The organism is Ahrensia kielensis DSM 5890 (assembly GCF_000374465.1).
Classification (GTDB): domain Bacteria; phylum Pseudomonadota; class Alphaproteobacteria; order Rhizobiales; family Rhizobiaceae; genus Ahrensia; species Ahrensia kielensis.
The window spans coordinates 570,046-593,067 of the sequence record NZ_KB894528.1 but is presented as its reverse complement, the minus strand read 5'-3'; the positions used below and the strand labels follow the sequence as shown (position 1 = coordinate 593,067).

The window sequence follows — 23,022 nt, the reverse complement described above, 5'->3', positions numbered from 1 at the left end:
AATGGTCATTTCGACGTAGACACATGAAATCGGAAAATGGAGTTATTGGTTTGAAATCGTCGCCTTCGACTGGGTATGTTACCGCTGATGATGTTGCGACCGCCGCTGGTGTGTCACGGTGGACCGTCAATCGCGCTTTTAAAAAAGACGCTTCAATATCAGCGGCAGCACGAGCGAAGGTTCTCTTAGCTGCCGAGACATTAGGCTACGTTCCAGACCTGAGGGCTGCATCGCTTGCGTCCGATCATTCCAATCTTGTCGCAATCCTAATTGATGATTTTGCAAACCCACATAAATTGGTCATGCTTGAGCGCCTCACCCGTGTGCTGCGCGGCCGTGGCTGGGACATGATGCTGGTTAACACCTTGGACCGAGATGATGCAGAGCCAGCACTTATGAATGCGCGCCGCCGCCGCGTCGATGCAACAATCCTAATCGGTATACAGTTTGATGACGAGGTTTTAGAAGCAGCTCACAAAGCGCAGCATTTCAAAAAGCTGATTATCTTTGCACGCTCTTCTGAAAACAAAGACACGATCTCAATATCGGTCGATGACCGCGCTGCCACGCTAGAAATTGCTGAATATGTCCGTGACCGAGGCTATAAGGCACCCTTCTATCTTGCGGGCCCTCGCACGAGCTCTGCACACCTATCTCGAAAAGAAACTTTTTTGGATTTTTGGGCCAAAGAGTTTGGCGTCACCTGCGATAGTGTTGCTGTTCCTGCCTATGACTCTATCCTTGCCGCTGATATCATCTCTGAAACATTGTCTAACAAGCCAGAAAATCAAAGGCCTGATATTATTGTGTGCGAAAACGATGCGCTTGCCCTTGGTGTTATTGATGCCATTCGGCACCGCTTAGGACTTCGGGTTCCCGATGATATTGCTGTGATTGGTTTTGATGATGTGCCTCAATGCGAGAGCCCTAATTACCGTCTCACAACATACCGCCAACCCTTGATGGACATGGCAAATTATCTCGTTGATGTTTTGGAAAGTTCCGAAAATTCTCAACTCGATAAAACTTTTATAGGGCGTTTGGTTGTGCGCGAAAGTGCGTAATTAGCTTCATAAACATATGATTTAAAACAGATATTGTTCCTCTCGCAGGGCTTGCCCCGTCATCAAATGGGCCTCAACTAAATCTTACAGGTTGCAGAACACAAATAGAACACGTATAGATGTTCTTGATTTGTTTTATTGATTCTGGAAACCGCCATGCTGACACGTAAGCAACTTGATCTTCTCGTCTTCATTAATGAACGACTGAAGGAGACCGGTGTTCCGCCTTCCTTTGACGAAATGAAGGAGGCGTTGGATCTGGCATCAAAATCAGGCATTCACCGCTTGATCACGGCACTTGAGGAGCGTGGTTTTATTCGGCGCCTGCCCAACCGTGCCCGTGCATTAGAAGTTATAAAACTGCCAGATGCTATGATGCCCGGTAATGGCGCACGGCAAGCATTTTCACCCAGCGTTATTGAGGGCAGTAAAGGCAAGGCCCCAGCCCCAATCAAGACATCGCCAGCACATTTTAATGGTGCCAGCAATGATGATAGTGTCGGCATCCCTATGATGGGTAAAATTGCTGCTGGTGTTCCGATTTCTGCTATTCAGCACCAAACACGTTCCATTCAAATGCCGCCGGATATGATTGGCAAGGGTGAACATTACGCGCTTGAGGTGGAAGGCGATTCCATGATCAATGCCGGTATTCTGGATGGCGATACGGTTATTATCCGCCGCACAGATGTTGCCAATATGGGCGATATTGTTGTGGCTCTGGTTGATGATGAAGAAGCAACGTTGAAGCGCTTCCGCCGCAAAGGTGCATCCATTGCCTTGGAAGCTGCTAACCCTGCCTATGAAACCCGTATTTTCGGACCGGACCGTGTTCAAGTTCAAGGCCGTCTGGTTGGTTTGGTGCGTAATTACTGATCATTCGCGTTGATAAGGCCCGAGATTTCGGGCCGAACGCGAATATTTGCGGTGTGCCTGCCAAGGGCGTGCCGCATCTCCTTGTGCAAAGATTGTTTGATATTGCAGCTTCTTTTCATCCGTTTGACTGGCTTTACGGATATATATCTCCGCACTGCCGTTGAGTGCTAATTGCTGCGCTGTGATGATGATATTCTGCTGGTTTTCACATGTCGCTGTAAAGGGTGCGAATGCGGCAATAATTATGCCCTCTTGCTTGCAGACCGATGTCCATTGCGCTTCATCGGGTGCCTCAGTGAGATAGGTTACAGTGTAGCCGTGGCCATTGACCTGCCCTTCATAATCGCATCGTTGTTTGCTTTGGCAGATAAAACTGCCTTCGCCTTTATCCGGCAGTTTTATTGTTTTTGCGTTATAGGCGGCTTGCCATTGTTCTATAATAAATGCGCTGGGTCGTTTACGGTTTACTTTTAACGCTCTTTCTTCTGCATCAATGATTGCAACTTGTTTTGCGTCCTCAGAAATAATCAGCTGCGGCATTTCAAGCGTTGATTGCGCGATATAGGCCGGTATCAGGCACAATAGCCCCAAATATCGAAGCTGCGAACGCAACAAACAGATCATTAGAATTGTTGCACTCAACCAAATAAGCGCTGCTGGCGACAATGCGCCAGTAGAACCATCCGGCGTGATGTCGGATACTATTTGGGCGATTTCGATGACAATTTTTACAGACCAGTTCATCGCTTTGTAAACATAGCCATCCAGCCCAAATGGAATGAGTAGTGTCGCAATTATGGCAAGTGGCATTGTGATTAAAGACACAATCGGCATGGCCAATAGGTTTCCCAGCAATCCAAGCATGGCAATACGCTGAAAATGATATGCTGCGAATATTCCCGTCGCAGTGCCCGCAACCATAGATGTCACAGATAATCCCGTTAAAAAGCCTGCTGATGTGCGCGTTATGTTTACGGCCACGCTTTGGCTCTCAACAAATTCCCTGCCTGCTCGGTGGCTTGTCCACCAAGCATAAACGCCTATCAAAGCCAGTGTTGCTGCAAATGACATCTGAAAGCTTGGCCCCAGCACAGCTTCCGGCGCGATAAGAATCACAATGATTGCTGCAATTGCCAGATTGCGCATTGTGAGGGCCGACCTGTCAGACAATAGTGCGCCCAACATCACAGCCAGCATGATAAAAGATCGCTGCGTGGCGACGCTTGCCCCCGCTAAAAACAGATAGATAATAATTGCGCTAAATCCGGCAATTGCTGCGTATTTTTTGGTTGGCCGGTTTGCTGACCAATTGGGAGAAAATGCGAATGCCGCGCGCAGAGCAAACATCACGGTGCCGGCAACCAAAGCCATATGCAGCCCAGAGATGGAAAGAATGTGCGCCAAGCCTGATATGCGCAGCACTTCATTCGTCTCTTCTGGAATTGCAGCTTTATCGCCTGTGATAAGCGCAGCAGATACAGCACTCACCGCACTTTTATTGTCACCCCTTATTCTGTTCGCCAACCAGTAACGCGCACGTTCAACCAACAATATGGGGGTGTTTTTGGTATATTGTGCGCCTTGATCGTTGGTTTTGGGCTGCCCTAAGAAGAAACCATTTGCGCCAATACCGCTAAAATAATTGTAGTACGCAAAATCATAGCCCAGTGGCCTGACGGCACCGGATGGCGGGCGCAGGCGCGCATATCCATGAATTCCTTCTCCAATTTGCGCTTTTTGGAGCGGTTTCCTTGCCGTTAGACGTATACGCTCTGGTGCGTAGCGCAGCTTTGGCCGCTCTGTTTTGGTCAAATCAATTGTGTAACGCACCGATCCGTTGGGCCGGTTTTCAATTGCTCTGATTTGACCTGTAATACGCGTTGAAACTTCTGAACCCAGCATAGGCGTTGCCAGCACATGCGTTCGTAACTGCATCAAACCCATTGCGCATAAAATGATAAGCGCGGCATTCATTGCAAAACGCATTAAAATTGGCGCATGGCGCAGTACAATTCGCAAAGCGGCAAAAACAAATAGCGCTGCGGGTATGTTGTGAATGGCAGGCTCAACAGGAAGCGCCATATAGATTGTCACGCCAATAATCATAGCGACGGGAATGAATAGAAATGCTGTGCCCTGCCCGATTTCTATCTGAAGCTGCGCATCAAGCCATTCATGCAACCTTTGGCTAAGCGATAGAGCGCCATATTGTATATTCTGCTTTTGAAGCTTTTTCGCACTTGGCGTTTTCGCTACAACAACATTGTCTTCAAGCGTCCTAATGTCGGAATATGGAGGAATGTCTAAATGATTGAAATCATCAAGCTTTAACAACCAGCGTTCATCTGGCTCGAGCGATTTTTCTTGTTTTAAATCCCCACGCATGGCGCGTCATCCTGCACCGGCCACCCCAAATTACAGCCGCGGGCCGTAACCTAACGTCAGTTTAGGTTAAAACGCAAATTTATCCAGATATTGTCGCCCACGCTTGCACGACAAGGCGGCTGTGCTACATCACACACATCAAAGCGCATATGCTGCGCTCACCCAAATTTGGAGACGTTCTATGACAGCAGGTGTTGTGACCCGCTTTGCCCCTTCGCCAACTGGTTTTCTGCACATTGGCGGGGCGCGGACAGCGCTTTTTAACTGGCTTTATGCAAAACATACTGGCGGCAAAATGCTGCTGCGTATTGAGGATACGGACCGCGCACGCTCTACGGATGAAGCTGTTGAAGCTATTAAAGATGGTTTGACCTGGTTGGGCCTTGATTGGGACGGCGATGTAATTTCTCAATTTGACCGCGCTGAACGCCACCGCGAGATTGCAGAGCAATTGGTTGCCGATGGTAAAGCCTATTATTGCTATGCAACGCCTGAAGAATTGACCCAAATGCGCGAAGAGCAGCGCGCAGCGAAAAAGCCGCCGCGCTATGATGGTCGTTGGCGTGATCGTGATCCGAGCGAAGCACCCGAAGGCGTTAAACCTTCCATTCGTATCAAAGCGCCGCAAACAGGTGAAACGCTTGTTGCAGATGCTGTTCAGGGCGATGTGCGTTTTCCCAATGCTGACCTTGATGATCTGGTAATCCTGCGCTCAGACGGCACACCTACTTATATGCTCGCTGTTGTGGTTGATGATCATGATATGGGCGTTACCGATATTATTCGCGGTGATGACCATTTGACCAATGCCGCACGTCAGCAAATTATCTATGATGCGCTTGGATGGCCGATCCCAAAAATGGCTCATATCCCGCTTATTCACGGTCCTGATGGTGCAAAATTATCCAAACGCCACGGCGCTCTTGGCGCGGAAGCCTATCGCGCAATGGGCTTCTTGCCAGAAGCTTTGCGTAATTATCTTGCGCGTTTGGGTTGGAGCCATGGCGATGATGAAATTATGTCTACCGAGGACATGATCTCATGGTTCCAAGTGAGCGACATTAACAAGGGCGCTGCACGCTTTGATATTCAAAAGCTTGAAGCTCTTAATGGTCATTATATTCGCGAAGCCAATGATATATTTCTCGTTGATTCAATTGAGCAACTTTTGCCTTATCTTGAAGGCGGTGAAGATCTTTCAAAAAGCCTATTTGGACAAAACAAAGAGCGCCTTGTTGCGGCAATGCCAGGCTTAAAAAATCGCGCAAAGACTTTGTTGCAACTCATTGAAAGTACGTATTATATTCACGCCTCAAGGCCGCTAAATTTTGATGACAAAGCAGGCTCCATACTTGATGGCGATGCGCGTGCTTTATTGGTTGATGCGCATACAGCTTTAAGCGCAGTAGATGACTGGACTGTTGAAGCTTTAGATGAAGCTGTGCGTGCTTTTGCAGATAGCAAAGAACTTAAACTTGGCAAGGTTGCGCAGCCAATTCGCGCCGCTTTAACGGGCCGTGCAACATCGCCGGGTGTGTTTGATGTTTTGTTCGTTTTGGGCAAACAGGAAGCGTTAGCGCGTATTTCAGATCAAGCCTCCAACTAAGATATATGAACTTTATTGCATCGCACCAAATAACCCTTTGGGCTAGCTTGGCAGCTTGCCCGAAATGTTCTAGCAAGTGTGCACAGGACAACGGATCTTCGGGTTCGTGCATTGCATGAACCAACGAATGTCCATCATGACGAGGAGTATGAATACGATGGCTGACAATAAGTCAAAGCTGAATGTCAATTCTAAGGATTACGAATACGAAGTTAAAAGCGGGACTATTGGTCCTGACGTAATCGATATTGGCAAGCTATACGCCCAAACAGGTATGTTTACGCTGGACCCTGGCTTTACATCCACCGCTTCATGTGAATCGCAAATTACCTATATCGATGGTGATGAAGGTGTTTTGCTGCACCGCGGTTACCCGATCGATCAATTGGCAGAACAAGGCGACTTCTTAGAAGTTTGCTACCTTCTTCTTTATGGCGAGTTGCCAACAAAAGCGCAGAAGAAAGACTTTGACTACCGCGTAACGCACCACACAATGGTGCATGAGCAGATGCAGCGTTTCTTCACTGGTTTCCGCCGTGATGCGCACCCAATGGCAATCATGTGCGGTGTCGTTGGCGCCCTTTCTGCGTTTTACCACGACTCAACAGACATTGCTGATGAACACCAGCGTATGGTCGCATCATTGCGGTTGATCGCCAAAATGCCAACAATCGCAGCTATGGCCTTCAAATATCATGTGGGACAGCCTTTCATATACCCACAGAACGATCTGGATTATTCTGCAAACTTCCTGCGCATGTGCTTTGCTGTTCCATGTGAAGAGTACAAAGGAAATCCTGTTCTTGCCAAAGCAATGGATAAAATCTTTATCCTTCACGCTGACCATGAACAAAACGCGTCAACATCAACTGTGCGTCTTGCTGGTTCTTCAGGCGCTAATCCTTTTGCATGTATTGCTGCTGGCATTGCATGTCTTTGGGGCCCTGCTCATGGCGGCGCGAACGAAGCTGCGCTTAATATGTTGGCGGAGATTGGTCATGTTGATCGTATTCCTGAATTTATCGCCCGTGCGAAAGATAAGAACGACCCATTCCGCCTAATGGGCTTTGGACACCGCGTTTATAAAAACTACGATCCACGCGCTAAAATCATGCAGAAAACGTGTCATGAAGTTCTTACAGAACTTGGCATTAAGGATGATCCACTGCTTGACGTTGCGATGGAACTTGAAAGAATCGCGCTGACGGACCCATACTTCATTGAGAAGAAGCTTTATCCAAACATTGACTTCTATTCAGGCATTACGCTCAAAGCGCTCGGCTTCCCAACAACAATGTTCACAGTGCTGTTTGCACTGGCACGTACAGTTGGTTGGATTGCTCAGTGGAAAGAGATGATCGAAGATCCAGGTCAGCGTATTGGTCGCCCACGCCAGCTTTATACAGGTTCAGCGCACCGCGATTATAAACCTGTCGAAGAGCGCTAAGCGTTCTTTATAAACATTAAAAAGCCCGGCTTAGACCGGGCTTTTTTAGTTCTTTTGACTGAGCAGTTTGGCGATGATTTCAGCTGAATGTTGGCTGGCACCTTTTTCGATGGCCATTTTCTCGCGCACTTCGCTGTAGCCTTCCAGCACATATTGCCGCGCGAAAAGTTTTGGGTTCACCAGTTCTTCTATCGACCGTGCCAACACGCCGGCACGAACGAACTCTTCATAAAACTCTTTGATAATCGGCCTATCAACAATGATATTGGGCAATGCTGCCGACCATGTTGTGATCAATGATTTGGCAAGCTTCATGATAGGATCAACACGGTAACAGCTGATTGCGGGTATGCCTGCTAAAGCCAGTTCCAACGTCACAGTGCCAGAAGCTGCTAGCGCCACATCTGAGCGCTTATAGGCATCAATCTGGCTCTCACGGTCGGTCGTAATGACGGGCGATACGGGCCAGCTTGCCGTATATTGACGTATACGCGTTTCTAGCCGTGGTAAGGTTGGCAGACATATATTGAGCTTGTTACCGCGCTCATGTAGCAAATGCACCGTTTTACCAAACTCGTCCATCAGCGCATTGATTTCGCCGCTGCGCGATCCGGGCAACACCAATAGGTTTATCGTATCGCTTTCAGGCATTACCTTATTGTAATTGTGGTCCCACACATTTTTCAGTGCAGAATCCGATATAAGGCGATGGCCCACATAATGGGTTTTTGGGCCACCAAGCTTTTGCATAACTTCTGGCTCAAAAGGTAAAATTGCCAGAATTTCATTGATATAGGATGCCATTTTTGCCGCACGCTCAGGCCGCCAAGCCCAAACGGTGGGGGCCACATATTTAACTATGGGCAAGTCCGGCAGCGCGGTTTTGACTTTTTTTGCCACGCGCAACGAAAAGTCAGGACTATCAATCAGTAAAAGGCAATCTGGCTTTTCTTTGATGATTGCATCTGCTGTTTGTTTAATGCGTGCAATCAGCTTCGGCAGTGTTTTGATGACAGCAGAAACGCCCGTAATAGCGATTTCAGCAGGGTCGAAGATAGACTTTAGCCCCAAGCTTTCCAGCCTTTCGCCGCCGACACCGATCAATTTTACGGGCTGGTCAACAATCTCGTTGAGCGCGTCGATGAGTTCACTGGCCAAGAGTTGTCCCGATTCTTCACCGGCAACAATTCCAATTTTATAGGGTTGGCCATCAGTCATTTTGACTGCTCCCATAAGTACCATCAATGCCTATTATAAACATGTCAGCGGCATCAGCCTGTTTGATGACATCTTCAACGTCAACAATCATTGCATTATCGCCATGAACTGCAATGCCGTCGAGCATGGCCAGCGCTGCATTTTCAATGGTGGACTGGCCAATGGTTGGCAAATCAACGCGTTTGTCTTGTTGCGGTTTGCACATTTTGACCAGAACGCCGCCGCGCGTATTTGTAAGGCGGCCATGTTGTTTTTGATCTGCAACACGTTGCAGCATCGCATCGGTGCCTTCAACGCCTTCCAGCGCAATGATATTGCGGCCAATAACAACGCAGCATTGTCCTGCATCAATCACGCCAAGCGCTAAGGCGGCTTCAATGCCCCTTGCTATCGATCCTCGTTGAGAAGCCGTAGGCATAGAGCCTGCAATTTTGCCCATAGGCGCCAATAGCTGCGGCATCACATCATGCGCGCCAACAACTTTGACACCTATTTCTTCGATTGTTTCCACGATTTTAGAAAGCAGTTCATTGTCACCGCTCACGAGACCCGAAACGAATCGACCAAGAAATTTCAGCGTGCTTAAATCAGGGCGCAAATCTGTTATTTTCGGCCGTCTGCGAACACTGCCAATTATAACAACACGCTTGATTTGTTGCTCTTTCAGCACGCAAACCAGCTTGCCAATGGCTGCAACACTTATCTCTTCATGTTCGAAAGCATAAAGCGCTGGATCAGCTTCGCCTGCCAGCATAATTATAAAGGGTTCTTGCTGATTTTTGCGCAAATAGTGTGCGATCTGGACTGGCACTTTGCCGCCGCCTGCGATGATCGCAATGCGGCCGCCAGCGTTCGCATCGCCATTCAGGTCGCTGATTTTTGTATCGCGACCTGTCATGATTTAGATGCCTTCATGTTCACGGGCTTTGCGCCCTGTAATCGGCGTAATGAATTTGCGTTTACTGTCGGCAAGAACAAAGCCAAGCATGTCTTTTACCGCTGCGCTATTGCTGTATTCGATCATCAACTCTGCTGCGTTTTCTCGCAAGGTGCCGCTGTTTTCTGCAAATAGCTTTTTGTAAGCACCACGCACAGCGTTGATTTCATCGCGGGGCATGCCGCCGCGCTTCATGCCAACAAGGTTCAAACCTGCTAAAAATGCGCGGCTGCCGACGACCATGCCGTATGGGATAACATCATTTACCACAGCAGACACGCCGCCGATAAAGGCGTGATGCCCTACCGTGCAGAACTGGTGAATACCTGCGCCGCCGCCCACAATAACGCGGTCTCCGATGGTACAATGACCACCAATCATCACATTATTGGCAAAGGTTACATGTTCGCCCAAAATGGAATCATGGGCGACATGTGAATAGGCAAGAAACATACAATTATCGCCAACAATCGTCGTGCCACGCGCATTACCAGTGCCGCGATTCATCGTCACACCTTCACGCACAACAACGTTTTTGCCAACGACCAATGTGGTTTCTTCGCCCTTATATGCAATGTTTTGTGCGTCAGATCCCAACACAGCGTTCGGAAACACTTTCGTTCCCGCTCCTAAGGTTGTGTGACCGATAACGCTGACATGACTCATCAATTCGACATTTTCATGCAGCTTGGCATCGGCACCGACGTGACAAAACGGTCCGATCTTTACGCCAGATGCGAGTTCAGCCCCATCTTCAACATAGGCAGATGGATGCACTTCTACGGCAGTATTCGTCATTATTTGCTCCGCGACTTCGCATCTGACGGAGAAAGCATGGCTTGCACCTCGGCTTCAGCCACCTTTTCACCACCAACAATGCCAGTACATTCGTACTTGCAGATGCTGCCACGTTGTTTGATGAGCTTTACATGATATTCCAGAATATCGCCCGGCACGACCGGCTTTCTGAACTTCACCTTGTCAATTGTCATAAAAAACACGAGCGCAGGCTTGTCGAGCTTCAAATCGCGGATGCCGATTGCGCCGGATGTCTGGGCCATGCCTTCAACAATCAACACACCTGGCATAATTGGCTCGCCTGGGAAGTGTCCTTGAAAATGTGGCTCATTGAAGGTGACGTTCTTAATGCCAACGGCAGAACGATTGCCATCGATATTGATGATGCTGTCAACCAGCAGCAGAGGATAGCGGTGTGGCAAAAGGCGCATAATCTCGTGCAGATCGGCTTTTTCCAGCGCATTATCATGCGTTGTAACCTGATGTGTCATAGCAAGACTTTCCAAGTAGCGTTATTATTGAATTTTAAGCTTTATTTGGTTTCGCCAAGCGGCGCAATGTTGCTTGTTCACGAAAGAAAGCTTTGAATGGCTGCGCAGGCGTGCCAGCCCATTTTTCACCATCAGGAATATCGTTCATAACGCTTGATGTTGCGGCAAGCTGAACGCCATTGCCCAGAGTGATATGATCGGAAATTCCCACGCGGCCGCCAATGAGGCATCCATCGCCAATTTTAGCCGAACCGGAAATACCCGCAAAAGCTGCGATAGCGCAGCTTCTGCCAATAATGACATTGTGGCCAATCTGAACCAGATTATCAATCTTGGTGCCCTCACCGATCACGGTATCGCTCAAAGCGCCGCGATCAATGGTTGTATTTGCGCCAATCTCGACATTGTCTTGAATGATAACACGGCCGAGTTGCGGCATTTTTTCAAGGCCGGTCTTTGATGCAACAAAGCCAAAACCATCTTGGCCAATGCGAACACCGGGATGTATCGAAACATCATCGCCAATCAGCGCATATTGGATCGTCGCACTGGAACCAATCGAACTATTGCGACCTATCTGGCAATTTTCACCTATTGTCGCATTCGCACCAATGAAAGAACCTGCACCAATTGCAACACCTGCCCTGATAACAGCGCCAGCACAAATCGTAACATCATCTTCAATCGTTGCACTGGGATCGACAATAGAAAATTTCGAAATACCTGTTTCAGCACGACGATTGCCAAGACTATCTGGGTAAAGTTCGCGCGCTAAAGCGGCAAAAGACAGTTGTGGATTTTCAACAATAATCACCAACGGACCATCTGGCATTTGAGCTGCTAGCTTTTCCTGACAGATAACCGCGGCACATATGGATAGCGTGCTTAATTCCAGCCCTTTTGGGGACTGCACAAATGTAAGCATATCTGATTTTGGATTATTGGCTGCACAAAGGCCGAGAATCGCATTGTCCTCTGTGTTCGAGCTTCCTTCGTCAGCGCCTAGGAATGTCTTTATCCAGTTTAGTGATGCTTTTTGAGTATCAATTTTATGGAAGACTGGTGACGAATGGGACAATAGAGGACTCTCAACGAGCAAATACGCGATACAAGTGGAAAGTCCGGCACTTAGCCGGACTTTTTAATTTAGAATGCTGACGACACAGAGAAGTTGAACTGTTGCACGTCATCCGTATCTTCTTTTGATATCGGGAAAGCGTAATCAACACGCAATGGTGCAAATGGCGACTGCCATATCAAGCTGATACCAGCTGACGTACGGAATTTCATATCGTCAGTACCAGCTTGCACACCAGCAAGGTCGCTTCCAAACACTGTACCTGCATCAGCAAACACAGCACCTTTGAAGCCTAGATCACGCGGGATAGCAGGCAGAGGAAACTGTGCTTCAGCAGTAAAGTTCAAATAGTTCTTACCACCGAGATGATTTCCAGCTGCGTCCACAGGCCCGATACCATTATTGGCAAAACCGCGAAGACGCGATGGTCCCATACGTAGATTGTCAAAATATCGAATATCTTCACCAAGGCCAGTAATGTTACCACCGCCTGCGCGCAAGAACCCGACAATGTCAGCCTCTTCAGAAAGCGTATGATAATAGCGTCCATCAGCTGTTGTCTTGATGTAGCGTGCATCACCGCCCAAACCAGCAATTTGTTGCTGTACCGTTACATAAATACCTTCATGCGGGTCATTGCGATCATCAATTGAATTATAGACGAAGCCATAATTGATAGCAGAGCGCGTATATGGGTTACGACCAGCAGAAAACTCAGTCTGAATGGAATCTGGCAAAGTACAGTTAGCAAGAGAATTATCGACGACACCGGCTCCGGTAATACAATTGCCGTCGGCAGTATATTCATCTTGCGAATAAGAATAACCGAAATTGGCACTGAAATTATCCGTAATTGGCAAGCCGAAGCTTACTGAGCCGCCATTTGTCGCGCTATCATAATCTTCATCAGAATACTCATTCGTGCTTCTAAACGCACGGAAAGTAGCCGACATACGGTAGCCCAAGAAATAAGGCTCTGTGAAGGATACGTTATAAGTGCGGGTATCAACACCACCGCCAACAGCAAGGCGAATTGCCTGTCCGCGACCTTGGAAATTACGCTGAGAAATTGAACCTTCAAAGTTCACACCAGCATCAGATGTATCTGTGCTGCCGGTTGAGTAACCAACGCCGATACCAAACTCACCTGTTGGCTTGTCTGCAACTTGTACAACGATAACAACGCGGTCTGGCTGTGAGCCTGCGCGTGTTGTGATTTCAACGCGTTGGAAAAAGTCCAATGCTTCCAAGCGCTTCTGCGCACGGCGGATCAAAATCTGGTTGAAAGCATCGCCTTCTGACAGATCAAATTCACGGCGGATGACATAATCGCGTGTTGTTGTATTACCAACGATTTCAATACGTTCAACATAGGCACGCTGGCCTTGGTCAACGATGTAGGAAACGTCGATTGTGTTATTTTCGAAATTGCGGTTACCAACAGGTGTCACTTCCGCAAACGGAAAGCCTTTAGCGGCAAGCTTTTCAGACATTGAGATAAGCGTGTCTTCAACATCTTTTGCGCTGTATGTTTTGCCGTCGCGGGTTTCTACAGAGCGTTTCAGCTCCTCTGGATCAACACCAGAAACCGTACTGTCGATATCAATATTGCCGAATGCATAGCGTTCGCCTTCATCAACTTCGAAATTGATGGCGAGATTGCCTGTTTCAGGGTCAACATTCGCTGAAGAAGAAATCACACGGAAATCTGCATAACCACGGTTAAAATAGAAACGGCGAAGTTGTTCTTCGTCTGCAGCTAAACGCTGGTCGTCATAAACGTCCGTGCGTGTGAACCATGACAACAAGTTTGTTTTCTTGATAGAAATGATGCCTTGGAGGCGACGATCACCAAACGCATTGTTACCAACAAAGTTGATCTGCGAAATTTTTGTTTTTCCGCCTTCAGCAATCTGGAAGATTACGTTGACGCGGTTCTCACCCAAATCAACAACGCTTGCGTTGACTTCAACGTCAGAACGGCCAGTGCGGCTGTAAGCCTCAACAATAGCGTCAACATCAGCATCAAGTGTTTCTTGGTCAAAACGTTCGCGTGAACGCAAACGCACAACCGCAGAAAGACGATCGTCTTTTAGCTTGCGGTTACCTTGGAAGAGCACCTGATTGACCGTGCCGTATTCAACAACACTGATAACCAGCGTTGAGCCTGACGTCTTTACAGACACATCAGAAAATAGACCTGTACGGAAAAGTGCTTTAACAGCGCTGTCGATTTCAGAACCTGAAAAGTTCTTTCCAGATTTATAGCCGACGAAATCAGCAATCGTTGCATCGGCAACACGCTGATTACCGCTCACTGAAATCGAGCGTACAACGGCTGCTTGTGCAGCAGATACGCTGACAGCCTGAAGAAGAATAGCGCCGCCAACAGCCGGTGTGACGGATAAGGCAAATATCGATGCCGCGTTTAGTAATTTTCTAGCCGCTCTCATGCGGTTACTTCCCCACTATTGTCTGTTTGTTCGCACGCACAGGCGCACCTATTCCACAGTTATCTAAGTCGTATTACAGTCTTTTTACCTACACGCAAGCTTTAGGGTTAAAAAGCCTTTACCTTGTGCCGTTCCGTGACGTTTTAGCCACTAATTTCTCGTTCCTATGGTTAAAAAACCATGATTTTCACGTCAACTAGCGCTAAAAATGCGAGTCACGTCGTTCCACGTCGCAAAGACCATCAAACCAAGAATCAGCGCGAATCCAATCCGATATCCGAATTCCTGTGTTCGCTCTGAAAGTGGCTTTCCTAAGACCGTTTCAAAAAGATAAAACAATAGATGGCCGCCATCAAGTACTGGAATCGGCAGCAGGTTCAAAAGACCGATTGAAACCGATAAAATCGCCGCCAGATTGAGCAATGCTGCAAATCCAAGTGTGGCAACCTGCCCTGAAACCTGAGCAACGCGAATTGGACCGCCAATTTGATCTGCCTTTTCACGCCCTGTGACCACACCAGACAAATACCCACCTGTGCGCGCGATAACCCAGCCGGTTTCTTTGACACCCATCCACAGCGACTCACCGATACCATATTCACGCTTACGGAAATTGCCGACTTCCGAATTATTGGTCACGCCAATAATGCCCTGCTCCATTTTATTGCCGAAGCGATCTTCAATTTCCAAACGCTCAGGCGTAACGGTCAAATCAAGTTCTTCATCGCCGCGGCGCATACGCATGACAATTGGCGTCTCGGCGCGCGGTGCCACATAGCGTTGAACATCGGAAAATGTTTCCACAGATGCACCGTCAACAGAGACAAAGATATCGCCAACCTGAATACCGGCAGCTTCTGCTGCGCTTTGCGTACGCACTTCGGCAACAATGGGATCTGCGATGGTTCGGCCATATGTTGCTGTAATTACTGAAAATATTACGATGGCTAAAATAAAATTGGCAATCGGACCCGCTGCAACAGTTGCTGCGCGCCGCCATACTGCTTTGTTATGAAACGCGCGCGCTTGGTCTGCTACAGACAGTTTTGCATTTGGATCATGCTCGGTGGACGTCGTTGAGGCGGCATTCATATCGCCAACAAATTTAACATAGCCGCCAAGCGGAATGAGAGACAGACGCCAGCGTGTGCCGCGCTTATCATTAATGCCGAAGATCTCTGGGCCAAAGCCCACGGAAAATGTCGTCGCGCCAATACCGCACAAACGCCCTACCCAGTAATGCCCAAGTTCGTGGATAAAAACCACGATGGTCAACACGAAGAGGAAAGGCACAAGTGTGCCCAATATAAATCCATCTGTTGATATCAGGCTGGAGACAAATTCCATGAAAACTACCTATAATAGAATCGCGCTAACGCGTTAAACAAACAATGCTGTTGCTGGTGCAACCAGACCATTGATAACGACACTGAACATCCACAATACAATTGCAGCGAAAACTAGGCCGTCGACCCGGTCCATCATACCGCCGTGCCCTGGAATGATATATCCGGAATCTTTAACGCCTGCGCGCCGTTTAATGCCAGATTCGAACAGATCCCCCATTTGGGAAACAGCAGAGAGCACAATGGCCAACAACAATAAGACGCCTTGGTTGTGCACGCCAGAAACAATGATAATGATCCATGCGCCAAATGCGGCAGCAATGATACCGCCCATTGCTCCTGACATTGTTTTATTGGGAGAGATTGAAGGCGCAAGCTTAGGCCCGCCAACAAGTCTTCCCACAAAATAGGCACCGATATCGGTGAACCAGACGGTGACGCACAAATAAAGGATAGCAATCAATCCGGCTGTGCTTTCAAATCCGCCGCGCAGGCTCACCATCGCGATTAAAAAGCCACCGGCATATAAAAGACCGGATACGCCGCGCGTTCCGCCAGACCAAGATAGCAATAGGCTGCTGGCAATTCCGAATGCCGCAATAATTGTTATGAACAGAAGCGCCCCTGAAAAGAATAACAAGGCGATCGTCATAATGGCGATACAGACAAAGCCGACGAGCTTTGCGCGGTCATCCCCGTCGGGTAGCATAATATTGGTCCATTCAGACCAAATAATTGCCGACATAACGCCAATGAGAGCCGCGAAAAGCCAACCGCCCATAAAGACGGCGAATAAAAACACAACGGCCATAACAATGCCGGAGACAACGCGTAAATAAAGTTCGCTCATAATATAGCGCCTTTTACGGCTTCAACACCGCCATAGCGGCGCTCGCGCCGTGTGAACTCTTGAATAGCCTCTTCCAAGTGGCTTTCGTCGAAGTCTGGCCACATGCAATCCAGAAACACCATTTCTGCATAGGCAACCTGCCAAAGCAAGAAATTAGACAAACGCATTTCACCGCTTGTCCTAAGAATTAAATCAGGATCGGGACTGGCAACAGTATCCATGACGGCTGAAATATGCTGCTCGGTAACAGGTTTTCCGTTTGCAACGGGTCCAGACGGATCATCTATAATGGTTTGCATCGCGCGAACAATTTCATCACGCCCACCATAGTTAAAGGCGATATTCAAATTAAGTTCAGTATTATGCGCGGTTTTTTCTTCTGCAGATTCAATCAGCGCCAATATATCAGGGCGCAAACCTTCTCTGCGGCCGATGATGCGCACCCGTACACCGTTTGAAGCAAGTTCGGCCAAATCACGCCGAATATAGAGTTTTAGCAAACCAAGGAGATCTTTGACCTCGTCGGCTGGCCGCGACCAGTTTTCAGATGAAAACGCATATAAAGTGAGGTGCTTAATACCAAATTTTGGAACAGACTTTACGGTACGGCGCAAAGCCTCGACACCCGCTTTATGACCGAATGTACGCGGCATTCCGCGTGCGGCAGCCCAGCGCCCATTGCCATCCATAATAATGGCAAGATGGTTCACTGGCTGTGTCATGTTGGCGGGTGTGTCATTCAGCAAATCTGCAAAGCTCCTCTTTCATTTGGATTTGCGACTAAAATTAAGCCGCAAATGATCAAACCTGCAAAATTTCCTGCTCTTTTTCGGTCAGCATTTTATCAATGCGCTCGATAAAACCGTCGGTTTGTTTTTGCACAGATTCAGATTCAGCGCGGGCTTCGTCCTTACCCAAATCGCCGTCTTTTTCCAGCTTTTTGAGGATATCCATACCGTCACGGCGCACATGGCGCACAGCAATACGCGCATTTTCCGCATATTGGTTGGCAACCTTCACAAGTTCGCGGCGGCGCTCTTCGTTGAGCTCCGGCAATGGAACACGCACTGTCGTGCCATCTGTCATCGGGTTAAGGCCGAGCGTTGATTCACGGATTGCTTTTTCCACAGCAGAAACCATGCCCTTGTCCCAAACATTAACGGCAAGCATGCGTGGTTCTGGCACTGTGACGTTGGCAACCTGCGTGATTGGCATTTGGCTGCCATACGCATCAATCATAATTGGATCGAGCAAGCTGGCCGAAGCGCGGCCCGTGCGCAAACCTGCCAAATCACCGGAAAATGCATTGATTGCGCCTTCCATACGGCGTTTTAAATCCGCCAAATCATATTCATTACTCATCTGGCTAAACCCCTATAGTTATGCTTTCGCCCTGTGCATATAATCCTGATTATACAGTCTATGTGCACCAATATTGATCAAAATGAGGACTACACCTCGGTTACAACTGTTGCGCGTCCGCGCCCATTCAAAATTTCGGCAAACATGCCTTTTTCGTGGATCGAGAACACGATAATTGGAATGTGGTTTTCGCGTGTAAGCGCAACGGCCGCGACATCCATGACGTTGAGGCCTTTATCCAAAACCTCTTTATGTGTCAGCTTATCAAAGCGCGTTGCTGCCGGATCTTTTTTCGGATCGGCTGAATAGATGCCGTCGACTTGCGTTCCTTTGAACAAGGCATCCGCGCCAATTTCTGCAGCGCGCAAAGCAGATGCAGAATCGGTTGTGAAATATGGATTGCCAGTACCGCCAGCGAAGATCACGACACGTCCTGTATTGATGTAAGCCATTGCTTTGCGCTGAGAGAAACTCTCGCAGATTTCTGGCATTGCAATCGCAGATAAAACAACCGCGTCAATGCCATGTTTTTGAAGTGATGTACGAAGCGCCACAGAATTGATCACAGTGGCTAGCATGCCCATATGGTCGCCGCTGACGCGGTCACCGCCGCGTGAGGCGACCGCGACACCGCGGAAAATATTGCCGCCGCCAATAACGATTGCAACTTCCACGCCTAAGTCGCGGGCTTGTTTGATATCACCGGCAATGCGGTCTGCAACAGAAACATCAATGCCGAAGCCTTGATCGCCCATCAATGCCTCTCCCGAGACCTTAATCAAAACGCGTTTGTAGAGAGGCGTGTCCGTCATCGTTCTATATTACTTTCAATGTGGGCGTGTGGATTCGTACTTTCGATACAACAAGGGCACCGCGTTGTCACGCGATGCCCTATAAATGTTCAATTCAAACCAAAGGTTTTCTTAACAAGATAACCCGCAGGAATTGTTTTAGCCTTTTGCAGCCGCTGCTACTTCTGCAGCAAAGTCGCTTTCTTCTTTTTCAACGCCTTCGCCAAGAGCGAAACGTACCATGCCAGTAATTTTAGCAGGTGCGCCGATTTCTTTTTCAGCTTCTTTAAGAGCAGCTTCAACAGAAAGATCAGGGTTGATAACGAATGCTTGGTTCAACAAGCAAACTTCGCCGTAGAATTTGTTGATGCGGCCTTCGACCATTTTCTCAATAATGTTGGCTGGCTTGCCTGAAGCGGCTGCCTGCTCTGAGAAAATCGCGCGTTCACGCTCAACAACATCCTGATCAAGATCAGAAGGGCTGATTGAAAGTGGGTTAGTCGCAGCAACATGCATAGCGATTTGGCGGCCAATTGCTTGCGCAGCAGCTGCATCGCCAGTTGTTTCGATAGCAATAAGAACGCCCAGCTTACCAAGATCAGTTGCAACAGCATTGTGCACATATGATGCAACAACGCCTGAACCAACGCTCAACTTTGCAGTGCGACGTAGGTTCATGTTTTCGCCGATTGTGCTGATAGCGTCTTTAATCGCGCCATCAACGCTTTTGCCGCCAAGGTCAGCCGCAAGAACAGCTTCAACTGAACCGTCTGTACCCATAGCTGCACCAGCAACACCAGTTACCAACGCTTGGAAGTCATCGTTGCGTGCAACAAAGTCAGTTTCAGAGTTTAGCTCAACAACAACGCCCTCAGTGCCTTCGCTCTTCACGCTAACAAGACCTTCAGCGGCTGTACGGCCAGATTTTTTGTCCGCTTTCGCGATACCTTTTGTGCGAAGCCAGTCCATCGCGGCTTCAATATTGCCGTCGTTTTCCTGAAGTGCTTTTTTACAGTCCATCATGCCTGCGCCAGATGCTTCGCGCAGTTCTTTTACCATTGCTGCAGTAATAGTAGCCATTTTCATTACCTCTTGTGCCGCTCTTGTAAAATAGATGCGGCTTATTTTCGATCAGACCCTAAATAGGTGCTCTGAACGTGATTTTCATCAGTTTTATGAAAGTGCATGTGCGGAAGCTCATTTGCATCCGCACATGTCTTATAAATTCAAGCGTTTAACGCTTATTCAGCAGGTGCAGCTTCTTCAGCCAAAGCTTCTTCTACTGGTGCGTCTACCATGCCGCCAATATCGATGCCTGATGCGCCGGCCTGACGTGCAATGCCGTCAAGCGCTGATTTAGCAATAAGATCGCAATAAAGTGAAATTGCGCGTGCTGCGTCATCGTTACCTGGAATTGGGAAGTCAACAACATCTGGGTTACAGTTTGAGTCAACGATCGCGATAACAGGAATTTTCAAGCGGTGCGCTTCTTGAATAGCGATTGCTTCTTTGTTGGTATCAACAACAAACATAAGGTCCGGCACGCCGCCCATGTCTTTGATACCGCCAAGTGCGCGGTTTAGCTTTTCACGCTCACGTGTGAGGTTCAAAAGCTCTTTCTTCGTAAAGCCTTGGCCTTCGCCAGCAAGCAATTCGTCTAGTTTACGAAGGCGCTGAATTGAATTGGAAATTGTTTTCCAGTTCGTCAACATGCCGCCGAGCCAGCGTGCGTTTACGTAGTACTGTGCTGAACGCTCTGCAGCGTCTGCAACGATCTCAGAAGCCTGACGCTTAGTACCAACGAAAAGAACGCGGCCGCCGCCTGCAACAGTGTCAGACACCATTTTAAGCGCGTTTGAAAGAAGCGGAACAGTCTGTGAAAGATCGAGAATGTGAACGTTGTTACGGTCACCAAAAATGTATTTAGCCATTTTTGGGTTCCAGCGGTGTGTCTGGTGACCAAAGTGTACGCCTGCTTCTAGGAGCTGACGCATTGAGAAATCTGGCAATGCCATCGTATTTTCCTTTCCGGTTTAGCCTCCACGGAGAGAAGCAACATTATGTTGCAACCGGTGGTGCTTTGGGATTTCTCCCCAAAACACACAGACTCCGTGTGTGGAATGGCGCTGCCTTAACGCACAGCGCCTTTAAATGCAATAGAGCCTCGCAGAAACTAGTCTTCGCAGCTTTCCGCTTCGATCAACTCAAGGTCTGTAATCTTTCCTGTCAATGAAAACTCACCATAATCCATTTCCAAATCACGGGTCACGCCATTGTCGTAAAGTTTAAAAGCAATTGTGTACTCCGGCAACGCTTCTTGCTTATCGGCCTTGTCAAAATAAGAGATTGTCACCTTGCGGTAATCATCATCTGCCATTGCGCCCAGCACAGCCTTGTCTTCATCTGCATTTGTTTGTTCAGAGCCAACGATGACTGTCGTTGAGAGAACACGGTCGCCGCCATCAGAACCGTCAAATATTGGCAGTTCAAAAAAGGTTTCGCCCGCATCTGCGCGATTGAGCAAGTCAACGATATGAGCCGTTGGGAACATCGCTGGCGACAATTCCAGATTAATCTCGTCAGGCTTTGCCAATGCCACGGCCGTGTTGTCTTTTTTCGAAACAGCACTGCCTTCGATCTCACGATCTTTCTTATCGTTGACATAGGTTTGCGTGACAAAGCGGAAATTTTCACCCTCAGCATCTTCATATGTGGAGGTGCGTTGATCGGTGACATTTGATTCGCCGCGCGCCGTCACACGGTTCACAAACCTGAAACTCGTCGTGTAGCCCTCACAGGTTGAGCCGCGAAACTCATAAACGATACGTCCGCTCATGCCATTTATGCCGCTGCGTTCGGATGCTTCGTCTAAGTTGACGTCATAGACAGCGCGGTGCGGCACGAGATTAACCTCAGCAAAAGCAGTGTTTGCCGGCACGATAAAGCCCGCCAGTGCTGCACAAGATAAGGCAATTTGATACTTGGTAAAAATTGGACGCATAGGTTTCCTCTAAGATTTGACTTGAATATAGAATTTCTCGTGGCAGAAGCGAGGCAGAAGATATTTATTTACAATCAATTTTTGCATCAGGTTAACAGGAGCATTCAATGAGCGGTACAATTTCAGAACGTTTGGAAGCAATGGGCGTAACAATTCCAGAGGCTGCGGCTCCTGCTGCAAATTATTTGCCTTGGATTCGCTCTGGTGAGCTTTTGCTGACATCCGGCCAGCTGCCGCTTGAAGATGGCAAGCTGATTGCAACAGGCAAGCTTGGCAAAGACGTTGATCTCGAACTTGGTCAAAAAGCAGCACGCCAATGTGCAATCAATATTTTGGCACAGGCCAAAGCTGCCCTTGGCGATTTAGAAAACATCAAGCGTCTTGTGAAAATCACTGTATTTGTCGCTTCTGATCCAGAGTTTAGCAATCAACACTTGGTTGCAAATGGTGCATCTGATTTTCTAGCAGAAGTCTTGGGTGATGCTGGCTTCCATGCGCGTTCAGCGGTTGGTGTTCCTGTGCTGCCTCTTAATGCTGCGGTTGAAATCGAAGCGATTATCGAAGTCAAATGAGCGATTTATCGTTTCTAACGCGCCAGCCAATTGCTCATCGTGGTTTGCACGATGGCAATAATGCTGTGTTTGAGAACTCAATGGGCGCAATGCTTGGCGCTGTTGAGCACGGCTATGCCATTGAACTTGATGTGCAATTGTCAAATGATGACCGCGCAATGGTGTTTCATGACAGCACATTGGACCGCGTGACCGCAAGCCAAGGCGCCCTCAAAGCACTTGGCGCTTCTGATCTTGCTAAAATTAAACTTGGCGGCACCAATGATGTCGTCAACACGCTTGAAGAAGTGCTTGGCGCCGTGGGCGGCAAGGTGCCAGTCGTGATCGAGATGAAGGGCGACGGCAATCAAGCCGATACCATTCGTCTTGCCAATGCGGTTGCAGATGCAGTTCAGGATTATGATGGCGACATTGCTGTTATGAGTTTTGAACATGATTTGCTGCAAGCATTTCGCGATACAGGTTCCAAGCGGCCGCTGGGCTTAACAGCAATGGGCATGACAGAAGACGCATTAGAGAAACACCGTGCTGCGCTAGACTATGGAATTGAATTTGTTTCGTTCTATGTCAAAGAGCTACCCAATGCGTTTGTTTCTGAAATGCGTGAAACGCGCAAAATGCCTGTCATCACGTGGACGGTTCGCACACCGGAAGATGTTGAGCTGACAAAACAGCATGCCGATCAGATGACTTTTGAAGGCTTTTTACCGTAAATGCGTTTTCATGCCTTGCACATGTATCGCGCAG

21 protein-coding genes are annotated in these 23,022 nt (G+C 48.2%); 6 read left to right on the top strand and 15 right to left on the bottom strand.

The window, feature by feature from the left end:
- Positions 1-50 precede the first annotated feature (50 nt).
- Both C504_RS0102930 and lexA read left to right on the top strand, forming a co-directional pair.
- Entirely contained in the window at positions 51-1,064 is a 1,014-nt protein-coding gene (locus C504_RS0102930; RefSeq protein WP_026317174.1) for a LacI family DNA-binding transcriptional regulator, read from the top strand.
- 156 nt (positions 1,065-1,220) lie between these two features.
- Positions 1,221-1,940 (top strand): transcriptional repressor LexA, encoded by a 720-nt coding sequence (lexA, locus tag C504_RS0102925; RefSeq protein WP_018687808.1) that lies wholly within the window; start codon positions 1,221-1,223, stop codon positions 1,938-1,940.
- On the opposite strand, the gene C504_RS17085 is transcribed toward lexA, so the two are convergent.
- Positions 1,941-4,325, bottom strand: a complete 2,385-nt coding sequence (locus C504_RS17085; RefSeq protein WP_018687807.1) for a ComEC/Rec2 family competence protein — start codon at positions 4,323-4,325, stop codon at positions 1,941-1,943.
- Between the two features lie 181 nt (positions 4,326-4,506).
- On the opposite strand from C504_RS17085, the gene gltX reads away from it, so the two are divergent.
- The gene (gene gltX / locus C504_RS0102915) at positions 4,507-5,931 is read left to right on the top strand and encodes a glutamate--tRNA ligase (RefSeq protein ID WP_018687806.1); all 1,425 of its coding nucleotides are present in this window, start codon (positions 4,507-4,509) and stop codon (positions 5,929-5,931) included.
- Between the two features lie 157 nt (positions 5,932-6,088).
- Complete coding sequence (gltA, locus tag C504_RS0102910; protein ID WP_018687805.1) at positions 6,089-7,378, top strand: citrate synthase; 1,290 nt, start codon at positions 6,089-6,091, stop codon at positions 7,376-7,378.
- Positions 7,379-7,423: 45 nt separating this feature from the next.
- Here gltA and lpxB read toward each other — a convergent pair whose 3' ends face one another.
- The 14 genes from lpxB to C504_RS0102840 form a co-directional block, all read right to left on the bottom strand.
- Positions 7,424-8,596, bottom strand: a complete 1,173-nt coding sequence (gene lpxB, locus C504_RS0102905) for a lipid-A-disaccharide synthase (protein ID WP_018687804.1) — start codon at positions 8,594-8,596, stop codon at positions 7,424-7,426.
- Positions 8,589-9,494 carry an LpxI family protein gene (locus tag C504_RS0102900; protein ID WP_018687803.1) on the bottom strand — a complete coding sequence of 302 codons (906 nt, stop codon included), beginning with the start codon at positions 9,492-9,494 and terminating at the stop codon, positions 8,589-8,591. The genes lpxB and C504_RS0102900 overlap by 8 nt, the downstream gene beginning before the upstream one ends.
- Before the next feature lie 3 nt (positions 9,495-9,497).
- On the bottom strand, positions 9,498-10,331 hold the full coding sequence (gene lpxA / locus C504_RS0102895; RefSeq protein ID WP_018687802.1) for an acyl-ACP--UDP-N-acetylglucosamine O-acyltransferase: 834 nt from the start codon (positions 10,329-10,331) through the stop codon (positions 9,498-9,500).
- Complete coding sequence (gene fabZ, locus C504_RS0102890; RefSeq protein WP_018687801.1) at positions 10,331-10,822, bottom strand: 3-hydroxyacyl-ACP dehydratase FabZ; 492 nt, start codon at positions 10,820-10,822, stop codon at positions 10,331-10,333. The genes lpxA and fabZ overlap by 1 nt, the downstream gene beginning before the upstream one ends.
- A gap of 34 nt (positions 10,823-10,856) precedes the next feature.
- Positions 10,857-11,900 (bottom strand): UDP-3-O-(3-hydroxymyristoyl)glucosamine N-acyltransferase, encoded by a 1,044-nt coding sequence (gene lpxD, locus C504_RS0102885; RefSeq protein ID WP_018687800.1) that lies wholly within the window; start codon positions 11,898-11,900, stop codon positions 10,857-10,859.
- 68 nt (positions 11,901-11,968) lie between these two features.
- Positions 11,969-14,353, bottom strand: a complete 2,385-nt coding sequence (gene bamA / locus C504_RS0102880; protein ID WP_018687799.1) for an outer membrane protein assembly factor BamA — start codon at positions 14,351-14,353, stop codon at positions 11,969-11,971.
- Between the two features lie 192 nt (positions 14,354-14,545).
- Complete coding sequence (gene rseP, locus C504_RS0102875) at positions 14,546-15,700, bottom strand: RIP metalloprotease RseP (protein ID WP_018687798.1); 1,155 nt, start codon at positions 15,698-15,700, stop codon at positions 14,546-14,548.
- A gap of 33 nt (positions 15,701-15,733) precedes the next feature.
- A complete protein-coding gene (locus C504_RS0102870) occupies positions 15,734-16,549 on the bottom strand; it encodes a phosphatidate cytidylyltransferase (RefSeq protein WP_018687797.1) in 816 nt (271 codons plus the stop codon).
- Positions 16,546-17,271 carry an isoprenyl transferase gene (locus C504_RS0102865; protein WP_018687796.1) on the bottom strand — a complete coding sequence of 242 codons (726 nt, stop codon included), beginning with the start codon at positions 17,269-17,271 and terminating at the stop codon, positions 16,546-16,548. The genes C504_RS0102870 and C504_RS0102865 overlap by 4 nt, the downstream gene beginning before the upstream one ends.
- Positions 17,272-17,350: 79 nt before the next feature.
- Complete coding sequence (frr, locus tag C504_RS0102860) at positions 17,351-17,911, bottom strand: ribosome recycling factor (protein WP_018687795.1); 561 nt, start codon at positions 17,909-17,911, stop codon at positions 17,351-17,353.
- Between the two features lie 89 nt (positions 17,912-18,000).
- On the bottom strand, positions 18,001-18,723 hold the full coding sequence (gene pyrH / locus C504_RS0102855; protein WP_026317171.1) for a UMP kinase: 723 nt from the start codon (positions 18,721-18,723) through the stop codon (positions 18,001-18,003).
- A 138-nt stretch (positions 18,724-18,861) separates the two neighbouring features.
- Positions 18,862-19,782, bottom strand: coding sequence for a translation elongation factor Ts (gene tsf, locus C504_RS0102850; RefSeq protein WP_425393366.1), 921 nt, complete (start codon positions 19,780-19,782; stop codon positions 18,862-18,864).
- 161 nt (positions 19,783-19,943) lie between these two features.
- On the bottom strand, positions 19,944-20,717 hold the full coding sequence (gene rpsB, locus C504_RS0102845; RefSeq protein WP_018687792.1) for a 30S ribosomal protein S2: 774 nt from the start codon (positions 20,715-20,717) through the stop codon (positions 19,944-19,946).
- A 158-nt stretch (positions 20,718-20,875) separates the two neighbouring features.
- Positions 20,876-21,703: a cell envelope integrity EipB family protein gene (locus C504_RS0102840; RefSeq protein ID WP_018687791.1), complete on the bottom strand. Its 828-nt coding sequence runs from the start codon at positions 21,701-21,703 to the stop codon at positions 20,876-20,878.
- Between the two features lie 107 nt (positions 21,704-21,810).
- Here C504_RS0102840 and C504_RS0102835 point away from each other — a divergent pair, with 107 nt between their 5' ends.
- Both C504_RS0102835 and C504_RS0102830 read left to right on the top strand, forming a co-directional pair.
- The gene (locus tag C504_RS0102835) at positions 21,811-22,275 is read left to right on the top strand and encodes a RidA family protein (RefSeq protein WP_018687790.1); all 465 of its coding nucleotides are present in this window, start codon (positions 21,811-21,813) and stop codon (positions 22,273-22,275) included.
- Positions 22,272-22,988 (top strand): glycerophosphodiester phosphodiesterase family protein, encoded by a 717-nt coding sequence (locus C504_RS0102830; RefSeq protein WP_018687789.1) that lies wholly within the window; start codon positions 22,272-22,274, stop codon positions 22,986-22,988. Before C504_RS0102835 ends, C504_RS0102830 begins: the two co-directional genes overlap by 4 nt.
- The last annotated feature ends 34 nt before the right edge of the window (positions 22,989-23,022 follow it).

Bases quoted from the DNA above. Each gene is read 5' to 3' on its own strand.
- lexA (WP_018687808.1), top strand. From the start codon at position 1,221: ATGCTGACACGTAAGCAACTTGATCTTCTCGTCTTCATTAATGAACGA.
- C504_RS17085 (WP_018687807.1), bottom strand. From the start codon at position 4,325: ATGCGTGGGGATTTAAAACAAGAAAAATCGCTCGAGCCAGATGAACGC.
- gltX (WP_018687806.1), top strand. From the start codon at position 4,507: ATGACAGCAGGTGTTGTGACCCGCTTTGCCCCTTCGCCAACTGGTTTT.
- gltA (WP_018687805.1), top strand. From the start codon at position 6,089: ATGGCTGACAATAAGTCAAAGCTGAATGTCAATTCTAAGGATTACGAA.
- lpxB (WP_018687804.1), bottom strand. From the start codon at position 8,596: ATGACTGATGGCCAACCCTATAAAATTGGAATTGTTGCCGGTGAAGAA.
- C504_RS0102900 (WP_018687803.1), bottom strand. From the start codon at position 9,494: ATGACAGGTCGCGATACAAAAATCAGCGACCTGAATGGCGATGCGAAC.
- lpxA (WP_018687802.1), bottom strand. From the start codon at position 10,331: ATGACGAATACTGCCGTAGAAGTGCATCCATCTGCCTATGTTGAAGAT.
- fabZ (WP_018687801.1), bottom strand. From the start codon at position 10,822: ATGACACATCAGGTTACAACGCATGATAATGCGCTGGAAAAAGCCGAT.
- bamA (WP_018687799.1), bottom strand. From the start codon at position 14,353: ATGAGAGCGGCTAGAAAATTACTAAACGCGGCATCGATATTTGCCTTA.
- rseP (WP_018687798.1), bottom strand. From the start codon at position 15,700: ATGGAATTTGTCTCCAGCCTGATATCAACAGATGGATTTATATTGGGC.
- C504_RS0102870 (WP_018687797.1), bottom strand. From the start codon at position 16,549: ATGAGCGAACTTTATTTACGCGTTGTCTCCGGCATTGTTATGGCCGTT.
- C504_RS0102865 (WP_018687796.1), bottom strand. From the start codon at position 17,271: ATGACACAGCCAGTGAACCATCTTGCCATTATTATGGATGGCAATGGG.
- frr (WP_018687795.1), bottom strand. From the start codon at position 17,911: ATGAGTAATGAATATGATTTGGCGGATTTAAAACGCCGTATGGAAGGC.
- pyrH (WP_026317171.1), bottom strand. From the start codon at position 18,723: ATGACGGACACGCCTCTCTACAAACGCGTTTTGATTAAGGTCTCGGGA.
- tsf (WP_425393366.1), bottom strand. From the start codon at position 19,782: ATGGCTACTATTACTGCAGCAATGGTAAAAGAACTGCGCGAAGCATCT.
- rpsB (WP_018687792.1), bottom strand. From the start codon at position 20,717: ATGGCATTGCCAGATTTCTCAATGCGTCAGCTCCTAGAAGCAGGCGTA.
- C504_RS0102840 (WP_018687791.1), bottom strand. From the start codon at position 21,703: ATGCGTCCAATTTTTACCAAGTATCAAATTGCCTTATCTTGTGCAGCA.
- C504_RS0102835 (WP_018687790.1), top strand. From the start codon at position 21,811: ATGAGCGGTACAATTTCAGAACGTTTGGAAGCAATGGGCGTAACAATT.
- C504_RS0102830 (WP_018687789.1), top strand. From the start codon at position 22,272: ATGAGCGATTTATCGTTTCTAACGCGCCAGCCAATTGCTCATCGTGGT.